General features: G+C 48.9%; 14 protein-coding genes and 8 tRNA genes. 12 read left to right on the forward strand and 10 right to left on the reverse strand.

Annotated elements, in window-relative coordinates; genetic code table 11:
• Positions 1-66 precede the first annotated feature (66 nt).
• Positions 67-2106, reverse strand: a complete 2040-nt coding sequence (locus ACN0R8_RS11655; RefSeq protein WP_417597598.1) for an FAD-dependent oxidoreductase — start codon at positions 2104-2106, stop codon at positions 67-69.
• Positions 2107-2252: 146 nt separating this feature from the next.
• On the opposite strand from ACN0R8_RS11655, the gene ACN0R8_RS11660 reads away from it, so the two are divergent.
• The gene (locus tag ACN0R8_RS11660; RefSeq protein WP_417597600.1) at positions 2253-3278 is read left to right on the forward strand and encodes an AraC family transcriptional regulator; all 1026 of its coding nucleotides are present in this window, start codon (positions 2253-2255) and stop codon (positions 3276-3278) included.
• Positions 3279-3371: 93 nt separating this feature from the next.
• On the opposite strand, the gene ACN0R8_RS11665 is transcribed toward ACN0R8_RS11660, so the two are convergent.
• The 8 genes from ACN0R8_RS11665 to ACN0R8_RS11700 all read right to left on the reverse strand — a co-directional run bounded on the left by ACN0R8_RS11665 (position 3372) and on the right by ACN0R8_RS11700 (position 4264).
• A tRNA-Asp gene (locus tag ACN0R8_RS11665) sits at positions 3372-3448 on the reverse strand.
• Between the two features lie 36 nt (positions 3449-3484).
• Positions 3485-3560: transfer RNA gene (locus ACN0R8_RS11670), tRNA-Val, on the reverse strand.
• A gap of 45 nt (positions 3561-3605) precedes the next feature.
• A tRNA-Asp gene (locus ACN0R8_RS11675) sits at positions 3606-3682 on the reverse strand.
• A gap of 36 nt (positions 3683-3718) precedes the next feature.
• Positions 3719-3794, reverse strand: a tRNA-Val gene (locus ACN0R8_RS11680).
• Positions 3795-3848: 54 nt separating this feature from the next.
• Positions 3849-3925, reverse strand: a tRNA-Asp gene (locus ACN0R8_RS11685).
• A gap of 47 nt (positions 3926-3972) precedes the next feature.
• Positions 3973-4048, reverse strand: a tRNA-Val gene (locus ACN0R8_RS11690).
• A 16-nt stretch (positions 4049-4064) separates the two neighbouring features.
• A tRNA-Asp gene (locus ACN0R8_RS11695) sits at positions 4065-4141 on the reverse strand.
• A gap of 47 nt (positions 4142-4188) precedes the next feature.
• Positions 4189-4264 (reverse strand) — tRNA-Val (locus ACN0R8_RS11700).
• Between the two features lie 774 nt (positions 4265-5038).
• Between ACN0R8_RS11700 and ccoN the strand changes: the two genes are divergently transcribed.
• The 11 genes from ccoN to fnr all read left to right on the forward strand — a co-directional run bounded on the left by ccoN (position 5039) and on the right by fnr (position 16310).
• The gene (gene ccoN, locus ACN0R8_RS11705; RefSeq protein WP_417597602.1) at positions 5039-6457 is read left to right on the forward strand and encodes a cytochrome-c oxidase, cbb3-type subunit I; all 1419 of its coding nucleotides are present in this window, start codon (positions 5039-5041) and stop codon (positions 6455-6457) included.
• 23 nt (positions 6458-6480) lie between these two features.
• Complete coding sequence (gene ccoO / locus ACN0R8_RS11710; protein WP_417597604.1) at positions 6481-7089, forward strand: cytochrome-c oxidase, cbb3-type subunit II; 609 nt, start codon at positions 6481-6483, stop codon at positions 7087-7089.
• A gap of 6 nt (positions 7090-7095) precedes the next feature.
• Positions 7096-7281, forward strand: a complete 186-nt coding sequence (locus ACN0R8_RS11715) for a cbb3-type cytochrome oxidase subunit 3 (protein ID WP_417597606.1) — start codon at positions 7096-7098, stop codon at positions 7279-7281.
• On the forward strand, positions 7274-8173 hold the full coding sequence (gene ccoP, locus ACN0R8_RS11720; RefSeq protein WP_417597608.1) for a cytochrome-c oxidase, cbb3-type subunit III: 900 nt from the start codon (positions 7274-7276) through the stop codon (positions 8171-8173). Before ACN0R8_RS11715 ends, ccoP begins: the two co-directional genes overlap by 8 nt.
• A 138-nt stretch (positions 8174-8311) precedes the next feature.
• Complete coding sequence (ccoG, locus tag ACN0R8_RS11725; protein WP_417597610.1) at positions 8312-9778, forward strand: cytochrome c oxidase accessory protein CcoG; 1467 nt, start codon at positions 8312-8314, stop codon at positions 9776-9778.
• A 5-nt stretch (positions 9779-9783) separates the two neighbouring features.
• A complete protein-coding gene (locus tag ACN0R8_RS11730) occupies positions 9784-10293 on the forward strand; it encodes a FixH family protein (RefSeq protein ID WP_417597612.1) in 510 nt (169 codons plus the stop codon).
• 12 nt (positions 10294-10305) lie between these two features.
• The gene (locus tag ACN0R8_RS11735) at positions 10306-12759 is read left to right on the forward strand and encodes a heavy metal translocating P-type ATPase (protein ID WP_417597614.1); all 2454 of its coding nucleotides are present in this window, start codon (positions 10306-10308) and stop codon (positions 12757-12759) included.
• Positions 12756-13001 carry a cbb3-type cytochrome oxidase assembly protein CcoS gene (ccoS, locus tag ACN0R8_RS11740; protein ID WP_417597615.1) on the forward strand — a complete coding sequence of 82 codons (246 nt, stop codon included), beginning with the start codon at positions 12756-12758 and terminating at the stop codon, positions 12999-13001. Before ACN0R8_RS11735 ends, ccoS begins: the two co-directional genes overlap by 4 nt.
• Entirely contained in the window at positions 13001-13840 is an 840-nt protein-coding gene (locus ACN0R8_RS11745; RefSeq protein WP_417597616.1) for a sulfite exporter TauE/SafE family protein, read from the forward strand. The genes ccoS and ACN0R8_RS11745 overlap by 1 nt, the downstream gene beginning before the upstream one ends.
• 90 nt (positions 13841-13930) lie before the next feature.
• Complete coding sequence (hemN, locus tag ACN0R8_RS11750) at positions 13931-15325, forward strand: oxygen-independent coproporphyrinogen III oxidase (RefSeq protein ID WP_417597617.1); 1395 nt, start codon at positions 13931-13933, stop codon at positions 15323-15325.
• A 199-nt stretch (positions 15326-15524) separates the two neighbouring features.
• The gene (fnr, locus tag ACN0R8_RS11755; RefSeq protein ID WP_417597619.1) at positions 15525-16310 is read left to right on the forward strand and encodes a fumarate/nitrate reduction transcriptional regulator Fnr; all 786 of its coding nucleotides are present in this window, start codon (positions 15525-15527) and stop codon (positions 16308-16310) included.
• Between the two features lie 79 nt (positions 16311-16389).
• On the opposite strand, the gene ttcA is transcribed toward fnr, so the two are convergent.
• On the reverse strand, positions 16390-17232 hold the full coding sequence (gene ttcA / locus ACN0R8_RS11760; RefSeq protein ID WP_417597621.1) for a tRNA 2-thiocytidine(32) synthetase TtcA: 843 nt from the start codon (positions 17230-17232) through the stop codon (positions 16390-16392).
• Positions 17233-17249: the final 17 nt, after the last annotated feature.

Here is a 17249-nt window from a genome sequence, read left to right on the forward strand (position 1 = left end):
ATGCAAAAACAGAAAAAGGGAGCCGAAGCTCCCCCTATGAATCAGACCTGTTTCTGTCGTATTTAATTATAGGGTCACCGCCAAACGAAGTCCCTGATCAATCGCTCGCTTAGCATCCAACTCAGCCGCCACATCGGCTCCTCCTATCAGGTGAGGCTCTTTGCCCAACGCCTTAAGCCCTGCTTCTAATTCCCGGCATGGCTCCTGGCCAGCACAGATAACGATATTATCCACCGGTAACAGCTCTGGCTCACCATTAATCGTCAGGTGCAAACCTTCATCATCAATTTTCAGGTAGTCGCAGCCGGATAACATATTTACATTGCGCTTCTGCAGAGATGCCCGATGAATCCAGCCCGTCGTTTTGCCAAGCCCCTTACCTAACTTACTGGCCTTGCGCTGCATCAGCCAAACCTCTCGTGCAGGCTCAGGGTTATGAGCTTCAACGCCCTCAATACCAGCACGGTGCTGAACCGTAAGATCGACACCCCACTCACGCATAAATTCATCGATATTTAAACTGGCAGATTCACCTTTTTGAGTCAGTAGCTCAGAAACATCAAAACCGATCCCGCCAGCCCCCATCACGGCAACCTTCTGACCAATAGGCTTGGTTCCCGTAATTGCTTCGATGTAACTGACAACTTTCGGGTGATCGATCCCCTCAATACCCGGTGTCCGTGGCGCAATACCTGTTGCCAGAATGACTTCATCAAAATCTTTAAGATCTTCAGCTGTGACACGGGTATTCAAGCGCAGCTCAACGCCAGTAACTTCAATACGGCGCTTAAAGTAACGCAGAGTTTCGTAAAACTCCTCTTTACCCGGAATACGCTTAGCATAATTAAACTGCCCGCCAATCTCAGATCCAGCATCAAACAAGGTAACATTGTGTCCCCGTTCGGCAGCAGCCGTCGAGGCCGATAAACCCGCAGGGCCCGCCCCCACAACAGCAACCGACTTAACCTGTTTGGCAGGCAAGCTGATGATTTCTGTTTCATGGCAGGCACGTGGGTTCACCAGGCACGAGGTCAGCTTCATCTGGAAGGTATGATCCAGGCAAGCCTGATTACACCCGATGCAGGTATTAATCTCATCCGCACGGTTTTCAGCAGCCTTACTGACAAAAGCCGGATCTGCCAGAAAAGGTCGCGCCATAGAAACCATATCCGCATGACCATCAGCCAGTACTGCTTCCGCTACTTCCGGGGTGTTGATACGGTTGGTGGTAATCAACGGAATACCAAGCTCTTGCTTCATCTGCTGTGTAACACGGGTAAAAGCAGCCCGGGGAACACTGGTAGCAATGGTCGGAACACGGGCTTCATGCCAGCCAATACCGGTATTGATCAGGGTAGCGCCAGCAGCTTCAATTCGTTTACCCAGCTCAACCACTTCCTGCCAGTCGCTACCGCCCTCGACTAGGTCCAACATTGATAAGCGGAAAATAATAATAAAGTCTGATCCAACCTGTTCCCGAACCTTGCGCACAATTTCGGTAGCAAAGCGAACCCGGTTATCAAAACAACCGCCCCACTCATCGGTACGTTTGTTCGTCCGTGCAGCAATAAACTGGTTAATCAGATAGCCTTCAGACCCCATAATCTCAACGCCATCATAGCCAGCTTGTTGAGCCAAATCCGCACAGATCACATAATCGGCAATCTGCTTTTCAACTTCCTCTGCCGTTAACTCATGGGGAGGGAATGGATTAATAGGAGCCTGAATTGCTGAAGGAGCCACAGAGCGCTGAGAATAAGCATAACGACCCGCATGGAGAATCTGCATACAGATGCGGCCACCGGCATCGTGGACAGCATCCGTCATCACCCTGTGCTTTTCCGCCTCTTCCGGCGTACTCATCTTGGCAGACCCTTCAAAAACCGCCCCTTCTTTATTCGGAGCAATACCGCCGGTCACAATCAAAGCAACACCGTGTTTCGCGCGTTCAGCATAAAACGCTGCCAGGCGCTGAAAACCATTTGGGCTTTCTTCCAGATTCGTATGCATAGACCCCATAAGAACCCGGTTCGGCAGGGTTAAAAAACCCAGATCAAGAGGTTTAAGCAGGGTTGGATAAAGCACTTCTGTATTTGCCATTGTCATTAATAGGTCCTCGATCATCAATCAGGCTGCCCCGCCATTTAAAATCGGAGCTTTATTTTTATGTTGGCTTAACTGTAAACCATGAACCTAAAAAAGTATTATCTTTAGAAAACAGAATAATAACTTTAGAGAACAGTCTTTAACTCATGAAACTAGGCGATATTAACGTCAATATTCTGCAGTGCCTTTATCAGACCATTACTGAGCAAGGTAAAAACGCAGAAAGTCTCTTTTCGGACTTTGGGCTGGGGGATTTAGATCTCAGCCATCCGGACAGAAGGATCAGTATCCCCCGCTATATGCGTTTAGGTGAGCAGGCAACCCGTCTCACGGGTCGCCAGGATATTGGTATTCTGATGGGAGAAAAGTGTCGAAGCCATCACTTTGGGCTGATGGGCCTAACCGCACAGTCCGCAGCAACCCTGGGAGATGCCCTGGAAACATCGATTCGATTCGAACGCCTTTATAGCTCAAACAGCCGTGGACATAGTTTTGTACGTCGGGAAGCAGAGCGCACAGGTTTTTGTTTTTACTCCATAAGCCCCTACAACCGATACAACTACTTTGTTGTCGATGCGGTATTGGGAGGCTGGTTAAGCCTACTACAGGAATGGAGTGGCAGTTCTTTATCTGAAATCAGGCAGGCAGGCGCCACAGTGGCGATTGAGTTTGAGCGCCCAACTTATGCCGCAGCCTACCGAAAATGGAAACTTCCGGTACAGTTTTCAGCCCAGGGGAATACTCTCTGGCTCCCCAACGACCTGTGCCAAAGCAATACAGTCCACAGCAACCCGATTACGTTCCGTCAGCTGGAACGGCTCTGTCAACAAGCTCTGGACGAAATATTACAAGGCAGAACACTTGTGGATAAAGTGGAGGAAGCAATTGCGATGCAGCTCAGCGGTCAAACACCATCAATCAGTAGTGTCGCCCGGTACTTCAGCCTGGAACCCTGGACCCTGCAACGTCAACTACAGTCTGAAAACGTAAGTTTCACTCAGCTACTTGATCAAACCCGCAAAGAGCTGGCAACCCGCTATATAAGAGATACAAAACTGACCATTGGAGAAATAGCATGGCTGATGGGATTTTCTTCGTCACCAGCATTTCAACGGGCATTTAAACGTTGGCACGGGCAGGCTCCTGGGCAATACCGGAGTCAACAACAATAGCAATCAGTCTGGAAATAAAGTAACAGCAAAAATATACAAGAAGAGTATTCAGATGAGATAACAGAATAAGATATTGAGATAAGAGCAAGCAAATGGCGGACCGGACGGGACTCGAACCCGCGACCCCCGGCGTGACAGGCCGGTATTCTAACCAACTGAACTACCGGTCCGCATATAAATCTGATCACACTAACGCTAAGCGAAAGTGGTGGGTGGTACAGGGATCGAACCTGTGACCCCCAGCTTGTAAGGCTGGTGCTCTCCCGGCTGAGCTAACCACCCACGGGAGTATCAAACTAGACTTCCAGGATATCTATCAGATCAAATTGGCGGACCGGACGGGACTCGAACCCGCGACCCCCGGCGTGACAGGCCGGTATTCTAACCAACTGAACTACCGGTCCGCATATAAATCTGATCACACTAACGCTAAGCGAAAGTGGTGGGTGGTACAGGGATCGAACCTGTGACCCCCAGCTTGTAAGGCTGGTGCTCTCCCGGCTGAGCTAACCACCCACGGGACTGCCTAAAAGACATTCGATATAGTTGCGTATCAGGCAAAAAGCTAAATGGCGGACCGGACGGGACTCGAACCCGCGACCCCCGGCGTGACAGGCCGGTATTCTAACCAACTGAACTACCGGTCCGCATATCATCATACAAGTTACAGAGACCATCTTATGCGAACAAAAAATGGTGGGTGGTACAGGGATCGAACCTGTGACCCCCAGCTTGTAAGGCTGGTGCTCTCCCGGCTGAGCTAACCACCCAACGCAGTGATGAAATTGGCGGACCGGACGGGACTCGAACCCGCGACCCCCGGCGTGACAGGCCGGTATTCTAACCAACTGAACTACCGGTCCGCATATCATCATACAAGTTACAGAGACCATCTTATGCGAACAAAAAATGGTGGGTGGTACAGGGATCGAACCTGTGACCCCCAGCTTGTAAGGCTGGTGCTCTCCCGGCTGAGCTAACCACCCCCGCAACTTGTGGCGCAAATTATAGGGATTTATCAAACCCTGTCAAATACTTTCTTGAAAAAATTTAAATTATTTTTCAGTTAGTTAGCCTATACATTATGACGCAGCAAATTAGCCAGGCATCCTGAATATCCCGGCAAGATCAACCACTGCTGGCAGTATCCACTTCAATTAGACTCTTACCCCAGAAGCAAGAATATGTCTCAACATTTACGCTCGGATACTTAAATCTAAAGAACGCAATAACATATCAGTTAAAAACCCAGTCGCTCATCACACCGCTCACTCATTTACTACCACTCCTTTTATATACGACAGGCGGCTCTTTCATACTGCGCTTGCATAGATCCAGTCGTAATAAAGAAAAAATTCACAGGATACGTGAGTAATAAAAAACACACAAAAGCGACCGCAAAGCCATTAAAACCGGCTGCTAAAACCCTTATTAATCGTAAAACCCCAATAAAACACAGGGTTATAATTATCGACCCAGATCAACAAACCCCTATCAGCGTTAGGTTTTTACGACTTTCGGCTATGCCATCCCCTTCTATTTACTGTTAAAATCCCCCCGCCTGAAAGATTCGCTAGAGGAAGCGTTGAAATCAGGTGCGATGCAATTTGATCAAGGTTCGTCTCACACGATCCAATGCCCACGGTACGGTGCGGCGGATTGTCGCGCTTCCTTGATATGCGTCATTGCCAAAAAAGCCGTTATCCAAGAGACTTCGGCTGGATTCCTTCACTTAAACTCGCTGTTAATGGGAACCTGACATGAGCACAGCAACTGAACAACCGACCTACAATTACAAGGTGGTCCGGCAGTTCGCCATCATGACAGTCGTTTGGGGTATCGTCGGTATGACCGTCGGTGTCCTGATCGCTGCTCAGCTGGTGTGGCCGGCACTAAACTTTGATACTGCATGGTTGAGCTTTGGTCGTCTTCGTCCACTGCACACTAACGCAGTTATTTTCGCCTTCGGTGGTAGCGCCTTGTTCGCTACTTCTTATTACGTCGTACAACGTACCTGTCAGGTTCGTCTGTTCTCCGACGCTCTGGCATCCTTTACCTTCTGGGGCTGGCAACTGGTAATCGTACTGGCGGCTATTACTCTGCCACTGGGCATGACCAGCTCGAAAGAGTACGCTGAACTGGAATGGCCGATCGATATCCTGATTGCCGTAGTATGGGTTGCTTATGCGATCAACTTCCTGGCAACGGTCAAAATCCGTAAAACCTCACACATTTATGTGGCGAACTGGTTTTATGCGGCCTTTATTATCACAGTTGCTATTCTGCATATCGTTAACAGCGCGGCTCTGCCGGTAAGCCTTACTAAGTCTTACTCTGCATACTCCGGTGCTATCGATGCAATGGCGCAGTGGTGGTACGGTCACAATGCTGTAGGTTTCTTCCTGACAGCTGGCTTCTTAGGCATGATGTACTACTTCGTTCCTAAACAAGCAGAGCGCCCGGTTTACTCTTACCGCCTGTCTATCGTTCACTTCTGGGCGCTGATCTGTACTTATATGTGGGCCGGCCCTCACCACCTGCACTACACGGCACTGCCTGACTGGACTCAATCTCTGGGTATGGTGTTATCTCTGATTCTGCTTGCTCCATCATGGGGCGGTATGATCAACGGCATGATGACGCTGTCCGGTGCATGGCATAAGCTGCGTAACGACCCGATTCTTCGCTTCCTGGTTGTATCTCTGTCTTTCTATGGTATGTCTACCTTTGAAGGCCCGATGATGGCAATCAAGACAGTAAACGCACTGTCACACTACACTGATTGGACTATCGGCCACGTTCACGCTGGTGCTCTGGGCTGGGTAGCAATGATCTCTATCGGTGCTATTTACCACCTGATTCCTCGCCTGTTTGATAAAGAACAGATGCACAGCGTTAACCTGATTAACGTTCACTTCTGGCTGGCGACTATCGGTACTGTTCTTTATATCGCATCAATGTGGGTTAACGGCATCCTGCAAGGTCTGATGTGGCGCGCGGTTAACGCCGACGGCACCCTGACTTACAGCTTCGTTGAAGCTCTGGAAGCCAGCCACCCAGGCTTCCTGGTTCGCTGGATAGGCGGTGTTTTCTGGGTAACTGGCATGCTGATCATGGCATACAACGTCTGGATGACAGTACGCAATACAGAAGCCAAACCTGTTGCACAGACAGCCTGATGCCAAGGTAAGGAACGATAGACATGAAACACGAAAATATTGAAAAGAACGTTGGCTTAATGATCGTACTGATTCTGGTAGCGGTCAGTTTTGGTGGCCTTGCCGAAATCGTGCCTTTGTTCTTCCAGAAAGACACAACCCAGCCGGTTGAAGGTCTGAAACCTTTAACAGCGCTTCAGATTGAGGGCCGTGACATTTACATCCGTGAAGGCTGTAACGTATGTCACTCCCAGATGATTCGCCCATTCCGCGCAGAAACCGAGCGCTATGGTCACTACTCTGTTGCAGGCGAATCTGTTTATAACCACCCGTTCCTGTGGGGGTCTAAGCGTACCGGTCCCGATCTGGCTCGCGTAGGTGGTCGCTACTCTGATGACTGGCACCGTGCCCACCTTTACAACCCACGCGACGTAGTACCTGAGTCTAAAATGCCATCTTACCCATGGCTGTTCAGCAATACTCTTGACGGCAAACTGACGGCTAAGAAGCTGGAAACATTGCAAACTCTGGGTGTGCCTTACACCGCAGAAGATATTGCAAATGCCAAAGCAGGCGTTCAGGGCAAAAAAGAGATTGAGGCTCTGGTTGCATACCTGCAACAGCTGGGCACTGTACTGAAAGACAAACGGTAAGGGCTTATGGATATCAATGACTTGCGCGGCGTTTCAACCATTTTAGTAATGGTTGGCTTTATTGGCCTGACAATCTGGGCCTATAGCAAGCGACAGAAAGGCAGTTTCGATCAAGCAGCCAATCTGCCATTCGCCGACGAAGATAGCCATAACTCGGGCAAATCAAAATTGGAGAATAAAGACCATGACTAGCTTTTGGAGCGCATGGATCATTGTTATCACTCTGGGTGTTATTGCAGGCTGCTGGTGGGTTCTGTTTGCCAACCGTGTTGCCTCCCCCAAAAGTGGTGATGTGAAGACTATGGGTCATAGCTTCGACGGAATCGAAGAATATGACAACCCGATGCCACGCTGGTGGTTCATCATGTTCATCGCAACCATCATCTTCAGTCTGGTTTATCTGGCACTGTATCCAGGTTTAGGTACCTTTAAAGGCTTCCTTGGCTGGACCCAGGTGAATCAGTGGGAAGCTGAGGTTAAGTATGCCGATGAAAACTACGCGCCTATCTTTGAGCAGTATGCCAGCATCCCTGTAGCGGATCTGGCAATGGACGAAGAAGCGATGAAAGTTGGCCAACGCCTTTACGCCAACAACTGTGCACTATGCCACGGTTCAGACGGTCGCGGTGCATACGGTTTCCCTAACCTGACTGACACGGACTGGCTGTATGGCGGTACACCTGAAGCGATCAAACACACCATTGTGAACGGTCGTAATGGTCAGATGCCAGCCTGGGGCCAGGTTCTGGGTGATGAGGGTGTAACTCAAATGGCTCAGTATGTTCTGAGCCTGAGCGGTCAGGAAACAGATTCAGCTGCTGCTCAAGCTGGTTCTGCAACTTACACTGCAATGTGTGTTGCTTGTCACGGTGCAGACGGCAAGGGCAACCAAATGCTGGGAGCTCCGAACCTGACGGATAACACCTGGCTGTACCTGAACCCTGAGTGGGGTGTAGCGAAGTCTGTTGAACAGTCTATTCGCCTTGGTCGTAACGGCCACATGCCTGCCCAGGCTAAGTATATCGGTGAAGACAAAGTTCACCTGGTAGCTGCCTACGTTTACAGCCTGTCCCAAGGCAAGTAAACACCTGAAGGAATGCGACATAATGTCGCATTCCTTTTCCTCCCTCCCTTCTTAAAAATCCCGTAGAATCGTAGAAACCTGAACCTGTTATTTGTGGTTCCAATCTATACTTATAATTGTAGAAAAGGTTGGTTAGCGATGAAGGATAGAATTCCTACTCAAGACATTACGGATGCCGCTAAAAAGCGTGCCCACGCCGTTAAGTCTGCAAACGAACGTAAAATTGAGAAAAAACAGGAGGGGGAAAGTCTTTATCAGAAGCGCAAGCATATCTATGTACGTAAAGCGATTGGCTTATTTACAAACCTTCGCACCTCCGTTAACTGGATATTCCTACTGGCTTATTTCACGTTTTCTTGGCTCCAGTGGGATGGCAAGCAGGCGATCTTTTTCGACCTGCCTAACCGGCAGTTTAATGTTTTTGGCTCAACCTTCTTCCCCCATGACTTCATGCTGCTGTCATGGGCATTAATTATTGCTGCTTTCCTGCTGTTTTTTATGACTGTTTTTGCAGGCCGGGTCTGGTGTGGTTACGCCTGCCCTCAAAGTGTATGGACTTTCTTCTTCATCTGGGCTGAGCGTATAACAGAAGGTTCGCGCAATAAGCGTGTCTCCCTGGATAAAGCACCCATGAACGGAGAAAAGCTTCTTCGTAAAACCGCCAAACATTTAATTTGGTTGTCCATTTCGGCAGCCACAGCATTTGCATTTGTAGGCTATTTCTCACCAGTACGGGATCTTGCTTCTCGAATTTTGTCAGGTGACCTTGGCCCATGGGAAACCTGGTGGTTACTGTTCTTTACTGTTGCGACCTATATCAATGCAGGCTGGATGCGTGAGCAGGTTTGTATGTATATGTGTCCTTACGCACGTTTCCAGAGCGTCATGTTTGACCGCGATACACTTGTTGTTTCTTACGATGAGAAACGTGGCGAGGGCCGTGGCCCACGTAAAAAGGGTGATGATACGTATAAAGAGCGCGGTCTGGGTGACTGTATCGACTGCGGCGTTTGTGTTCAGGTGTGCCCGGTGGGTATCGATATCCGCGATGGCCTCCAGTACGAATGCATCACCTGTGCAGCCTGTATTGATGGCTGTAACGAAATGATGGACAAGATGGGCTATGAGCGCGGCCTTGTTCGTTACACCACAGAAAACGAGTTGGAAGGTAAGAAAACCCATATTCTTCGACCTCGTCTGATCGGTTACTTTGCGGCATTGATGGCCATGATCATCGCCTTCGCTTTCGCTGTGGGCGACAGGATTCCTCTCGAACTGGAAGTACTGCGTGATCGCAACCAGCTATACCGAATGGATGCCGAAGGTAATATTGAGAACAGTTTTATTATTAAACTGGCCAATATGGATCAGGCAACCCGCACTTACGAGCTGTCAGTAAAAGGTCTTGAAGGTCTGGAACTGGTCGGCACGAAAGAAGTCTCAGTGAGCGCCGGTGAAGTTATCAGCCTTCCTGTCCGCATGAAGATCAGCCGTGAAAAGATGTCTGAGCCAAGTGTTGACATTCAGGTCACCGTTAAATCGACCGATAGCTCAGGTTACGAACTGAGTAAAGAATCTCGCTTTATTGGAGCCGTACAGCGGTAATAAAAATGCAGAATACCCATACTAAACCCATTGCATGGTACAAACAGTTCTGGCCCTGGTTTCTTCTGGTTCCACTGATTGTCACTGTGATCGTGGGCATAACAATGCTGACATTCTCCATTCAGGTTTTTGATGGCACTGTTAATGACAACTACTACAAAGAGGGTCTGGCTATCAACCAGACCCTGGAGAAGGACCATAAAGCAGCAGAGCTGAAAATGGCTGCCGAGGTTAGACTTGATAATCTGACTGGTGACGTTCTCCTCACACTGGATGGTCAGCTGAAAAGCTGGCCAACTCAGCTAAAACTCGACTTCGTTAATCCAACCCGTGCAGCAAGGGACTACAGCATCACCCTGACGCAGGTAACAGAGAACCACTACCGGGGGCAGGTTGAAAAAGCACCGTTAAACCTTTGGTATATGGATATCACTCCGCCGGATGGCCAGTGGCGCCTGAAGGGTAGTGCTGAATTTCCTGTTGAAGATACCCTGATGCTTAAAGCAGGCCAATAATACCGGCGGATTATGATGAGCTTATCCTGTTACCACTGTGGTGAGCCGGTTCCTGCCGGCTCCAGCTTCTCAGTTGTTATTGAAGGCGAAAAACAGCCAATGTGCTGCATTGGTTGCGAAGCCGTAGCCCATGCCATCGTTAACGGCGGTCTTGAAAATTATTATCGCTTTAGGGATGCACCGGCCACCCGGCCCGATGATATGACCGATGAGCAGCAAGCTGCATTTGCTCTTTACGACAGGGAAGATGTTCAGGAAAGCTTTGTTCGTGATCTTGGCAACGGTATAAAAGAAGCCTCCCTTGCCATTGATGGCATCACCTGTGCCGCCTGCGTTTGGCTGATTGAACACCAGGTCAGCCAAAGCAGTGGGGTGGAAACGATTCATGTAAACCTCAGTAATCACAGAGCCACAATGCGCTGGTCGCCGGATCAGATTGAGCTAAGTAAGCTTATGGCAATGTTTGCCGCTATAGGTTTCCAGGCCTATCCCTACCAGGCTGATGAACAACAGGAACGCTTGGTCAAACAAGAGAAAAAGACGATTCGGCGCCTGATTATTGCAGGCCTGGGCATGATGCAGGCCATGATGTTTGCCATCATGCTTTATGCCGGCGCTTTTGAAGAGATGGAAGAACAGTATGTCATGCTATTTCGCTGGCTTTCTCTGATTGTCTCTGCCCCAGTTATCCTCTATTCCGCTCAGCCATTTTTCAGAGCAGCTTTCCGTGATCTGAAAAGCCGTCACCTAACCATGGATATTCCTGTATCCCTAGCTATTGGCGTTGCTTTTGCTGCCAGTGCCTGGGCTACGATTACAAATAGCGGGGAAGTTTATTTTGACTCCGTCAGCATGTTCACTTTCTTTCTATTATTTGGCCGCTACCTTGAGATGCGTGCCCGCCACCGTATTGGCCGCAGCGGCAACGCCCTTAATACTCTGATTCCAACCAGTACCACCCGACTCACAAAGGGCGAAACAGCAGATCAGGAAGAAGTTGTCCTAACTCGGGAGTTAAACGAGGGGGATACCCTTCTGATCAAGCCCGGCCATACTCTGCCGGCTGATGGCATCATTATTGAGGGGCAAAGCAGCCTGAACGAATCGGCTCTGACCGGTGAGTATATGCCTGTATCCAAGGCAGCCGGAGACAAAGTACTCGCGGGCACAATGAATGTTGAAAGCCCATTAAAGATTCGCGTAGAACAAACCGGACAGAACGCAAGAGTGGCGAATATCGCTCATCTGCTGGACAGGGCCTTCTCTGAACGTCCGAAAACGGCTGAGATCACGAATAAAGTTGCACATTGGTTTGTACTTTGTGTGTTGATATCAACCTGCGGCGTTGGTCTTTTCTGGTGGCAGCATAGTCCGCAAGATGCATTTTGGATCGTATTATCAGTATTGGTCGTTACCTGTCCGTGCGCACTTTCTCTGGCAACGCCAACAGCCCTGACCACGTCAACTAACGCACTTCGGGAGCAAGGGATTCTAGTTACCCGAGGTCACGTGGTAGAGAGCCTGGCACAGGCAACCCGAATTGTCTTCGACAAGACAGGAACCTTAACAGAAGGTCGATTAATTCTGACCGAAACGAGGGTTCTGAATGACACAATTACCGAAGAAAATGCCCTTAAATTAGCCGCGGCATTAGAGCGCACGTCTGAGCATCCAATTGCTCGGGCATTTGATGAATATCGTGGTTTTTATCTTGCCGAAGACGTACGATCCATCCTTGGAAAAGGGTTGATCGGTACTATCTTAGGTGAGGTATACCGCATCGGTACGCCTGGGTTTGCCACAGACAACAACCAACCTCCAAAGCTACCTGATAACGGCCAATGGCTGCTTTTAAGCAGAAATACCCAGCCAGTTGCCTGGTTTGCAATCGGAGACCGTATTCGCAACGGTGCAAAAGACGCTGTATCTGCACTTCAATCCCTTGGGCTTGAAGTTGACCTCTTGTCCGGCGATCAATCAGGAGCCGTTAATGTCATTGCCCAGTCTACCGGTATCCGCAATATTCGATCCGGTGCCTCGCCTGAGGATAAACTTGCTCATATCCGCCAACTTCAGGAACAAGGGGAGCGCATCATCATGGTGGGTGATGGCGTAAACGATATTCCTGTGCTGGCAGGTGCAGATATTTCCATTGCCATGGGAAGCGCCACAGACCTGGCGAAAACAAGTGCAGATGCCATTCTGATGTCCGGCCAGCTGCAGAGAATTCCTGAAGGAATTACTTTGAGTAAAAAAACACGTCGCATCATCCGCCAAAACCTTACTTGGGCCGCGGGTTACAACCTAACAGCCTTACCCTTAGCTGCAGCGGGTGTTATCCCACCCTATCTGGCGGCTATTGGCATGTCCGCCAGCTCGCTGATCGTTGTACTTAATGCTCTCCGGCTTAATGCTAAACTGCCACAACTGACATCACCTGAGCGTCAGAAGGAGCTACATACATGAGTATTCTTTTCTTATTAATCCCCCTTTCTCTCACTCTGTTGGGCGTAGCCATATGGGCGTTCTTCTGGGCAGTAGATAAAGGTCAGTTTGACGACCTGAGCGGCCCGGCTTACAGTATTTTGTACGACGATGATGTTAAACCAGCCAAAAAGCCATCTCCGGGGCAGGACCAACCAACAGTCAAAACTCATGCACTGGAAAAGACTGAAGTGTCGGATACCAAGGATTCAAAGCAGCCATAATGGAATCATCCGGACTCTTCAATCTGATGGGTGCTGATTTTAGCCTCATGACGCTATTAGCTGCCTTTGTCTTTGGGTTAATGGGAAGCGCTCACTGCCTGGGGATGTGCGGCGGTATCATGAGCACACTGACATTGGCACGTTCTTCTTCCAGTACAGGAATGCTGCCTTTACTGGCTTACAACAGTGGCCGCATTTTCAGCTATACCCTCGCCGGCACCATTGTCGCGTCTCTCGGGGCTTTATTGAGCGATAGTTTACTGGTTATTGCCGAAATTATGCGCATTGTCGCCAGTATCATTCTCATCATGATGGCCTGTTATATCGCCAACTGGTGGAAAGGGTTGGTTTATATCGAGCATGCCGGTCGCTATCTCTGGAAGTACCTTCAGCCCACGGCATCCCGACTGATGCCGGTTAGAACCAATACTCAAGCTCTGTTGCTGGGGTTGGTCTGGGGCTGGCTGCCTTGCGGCTTGGTCTACAGCATTCTTATCTGGGCATTGTCAGTAGCCCATCCTCTTCAGGGCGCCGCCATTATGCTATTTTTTGGCTTAGGTACTCTGCCCGCAATGTTAATGACTGGCCTTTTAGCGAGCCAGATCAAGGATTTAAGTCGCTCATCTGGTGTACGCTCCGTCGCGGCTATTATCATCATTATTTTTGCACTATGGCAGCTGGCACCACTTTTTAATATCGGACAGCACCACGCTCACTCTGGTGGTGCTTCCGCTTCCCATATGTCAGGCACTGGATCTCAACAACACGCCGGACATCTTGGACAAAAAAGTGACATGGAGCTATCAGCCGGCCAGCACCCCGTTACGCCAGAGCAATAAAAGAGCGGCCAATCCGAGAAACAATTAAATGTTACTTACTGACGATGCATTAACTGATGCACTGCACGGCAATGCCGAAAAGGTTTAACTATGAAGACACGGACTCAGATCCAGTGGGATCACGACCTTATCCAGCGTTATAACATCTCCGGACCTCGCTACACCTCGTACCCAACCGCTGTTCAGTTCACCGACCAATTTGGCGAAACAGAGTACCGTGCTGCGGCTCAACGTAGCATTGATGCTAACAGCCCTCTATCGCTTTATTTTCATATTCCCTTCTGCGATACGATCTGTTTCTACTGCGGCTGTAACAAGATCGCCACCAAAGACACCGCTAAAGCCGAGCCTTACCTGGAGCGAGTCTATAAAGAGATTGAGATGCAAGCTGCCCTGGCTAACGCTGAAAACCGTCAGGTAAAACAGTTGCACTGGGGTGGCGGCACCCCTACTTTCCTAAGCCATAAGCAGATGCGCGACCTTATGGCAAAAACCCGGCAGGCTTTTAACCTTCAGGACAACGACGAAGGTGACTTCTCTATTGAAATCGACCCCCGGGAAGCTACAGGCGATACCATGGAGCTACTGCGTGAACTGGGCTTTAACCGTGTAAGCCTAGGGGTGCAGGATTTCAATCCGGCGGTGCAAAAAGCGGTTAATCGAATCCAGTCAGAAGAGATGACCCAGGAGATCCTGGATCACTCCCGCCGCCTGGGCTTCCGCTCCTTAAATATCGACCTGATTTACGGGTTACCGCTGCAGTCGGTAGATACTTTCAGCGAAACACTGGAAACCATTATCCGCATGAGCCCGGATCGTATTTCGGTTTTCAATTATGCTCACCTTCCTGAGCGCTTTAAGCCACAGCGACGTATCAAAAATGAAGAAATTCCCGCACCGGATGTGAAGCTGAAGATTCTGGAGCACACTATCAATCGTCTGATAGAGGCTGGATATGTTTACATCGGCATGGATCATTTTGCAAAGGCAGATGACAGTCTTTCTATCGCTCAACAAGAGGGTAAGCTACACCGTAACTTCCAGGGTTACACCACTCATTCAGACTGTGACCTGATTGCAATGGGTGTGTCTTCTATAAGTCAACTAGCGAATACCTACAGCCAAAACGCTTACACCATCAATGAATACGAGTCGGCCATCGACGGTGGTCAGCTGGCAGTCATCAAAGGTCTAAAATTAACTGATGATGATATTTTGCGGCGCAGTGTGATCAATCAGATCATCTGCCACTTTGAGCTGGATGGCGATCACTTCAGCCGTGACTTTAATATCGACTTTGACAGCTATTTCAAAGAGGAGCTGAAGTTCCTGCAACAACACCATGCTGATGGTCTGATTGAGCTGTCCGGTAATAAGCTAAAAGTCACACCTGCCGGTCGTTTACTGGTACGGGCTGTATGTATGGTGTTTGATAAATATCTGGATAAGAAAGCACTGACACAATCCTATTCCCGCATTATCTGAGAGATGATAACGACAGAGCAGAGGGTGAAAGCACAGTCTTTCGCTCTTTTCTTGTCTTAAATCATGCTATTCTGGTAAATCTGATATGCATCAAAAAACTTTGCGTAGTTCAGTAAAATGTTCATAATGAGCACAGCTTCTGAATTAAATAGAGGCATCCGTGAGCCATTCTTGTTAGTCATTAGCCCGGAGTTCTGATATGCCAAAGGGGCAACTTAAGGGAATATGTTTTCACCCGAGCAAGGAAACTAAGTGTGTTACCTGCAGCCTGAGTTCTCTCTGTCTGCCGATATCACTGAATTTTGAAGACATTGACCAGCTGGATAAAATAATTAAGCGCCGCCAACCACTGAAAAAAGGCGAACATCTTTTTCATCAGGGTGACCGCTTTGACTGCGTTTACGCGGTACGTTCCGGTAGCATTAAAAACTATGCCATGACCAATGACGGCGAAGAGCAGATCACTAATTTCCATCTGCCCAGTGAGCTGGTTGGTCTCGATGGTATCGATTGTGAAACCTACCCGGTATCTGCAAAGGCACTCGAGACAACAACGGTTTGTGAGATTCCATTTGGGCGTCTTGAAGAGCTGGCAAAAGAACTCCCGGAGCTTCGTTCTCAGGTTCTGCGCATCATGAGCCGAGAGTTGCGCGATGACAAGCAGATGATGATGCTACTGAGTAAGAAAAATGCTGAGCAGCGCGTAGCTACTTTTCTGACCAATCTTTCGACCCGATTCAAACGCCGCGGATACTCACCATTTACCTTCCGGTTACCCATGTCCCGTAATGAGATAGGTAACTATCTGGGTCTGGCGGTTGAAACGGTAAGCAGGGTCTTTACTCGCTTTCAGAACAGCGACCTTATCGCGGTTAACGGTAAAGAAGTTCATATCCTGAACATGGATGACCTGAGTATTCTTGCAGGCCTGCCAGATCAGGAACAGAAAATACCTAATGAGACTAAAATAGCCAGTGAGGGTTAACTTATCTCATCAGGCCATAAAAAAAAGAGAGCCCAGTGCTCTCTTTTTTTATGAGTTAGTTTCAGAGTACACCTAAGGCTTAACCGGCATTAACAATATCGATGCGCTTAGCCATCATTTGAACCTGCTTTTGCTCAAGATTTTTAAAGTCGAACAGATCAGTATCTGCCAACTGAGAAGGTGCCACATTCTGCATCGCACGAAACATTGTATCAAGACGCCCAGGGTGTTGCTTCTCCCAGCTTTGTAACATCTCTTTTACGACCTGGCGCTGCAGGCCATCCTGAGAACCACAGAGATTACATGGAATAATCGGGAATTTTTTCAGCTCAGAAAACGCTTCAATTTCTTTTTCAACACAGTACGCCATTGGCCGAATGACAATATTTTTTCCATCATCACTCAGAAGCTTTGGAGGCATCGCTTTAAGCGTTCCACCGTAAAACATATTTAGAAACAGTGTTTCCAACATATCATCTCTGTGGTGGCCTAATGCAATTTTAGTGGCACCAATCTCTTCTGCAAAACCATACAGAGAGCCTCTGCGCAGCCGGGAACAAAGTGCACAGGTCGTCTTGCCTTCCGGAACCTTCTCCTGAACGATACTGTAGGTATCTCGCTCAAGAATATGGTAATCAACACCGATCAAAGCCAGATACTCAGGTAAAACATGCTCAGGAAAGCCTGGCTGTTTCTGATCCAGGTTCACAGCCACCAAATCAAATTTTACCGGTGCACTTTTTTGCAGGCTCATCAGAATATCCAGCATGGTGTACGAGTCCTTCCCCCCCGACAGACACACCATCACCTTATCGCCTTCCTGAATCATATTGTAATCGGCAATAGCCTGCCCGACATGGCGGCGCAAACGCTTTTGCAACTTATTAAACTCGCGTTTATCTTCTGGTAAAAGTTCCTGCATGGGGGCTCCTGTGGCAA

This window comes from Oceanospirillum sp. (assembly GCF_048265165.1).
GTDB lineage: Bacteria > Pseudomonadota > Gammaproteobacteria > Pseudomonadales > Halomonadaceae > Oceanospirillum.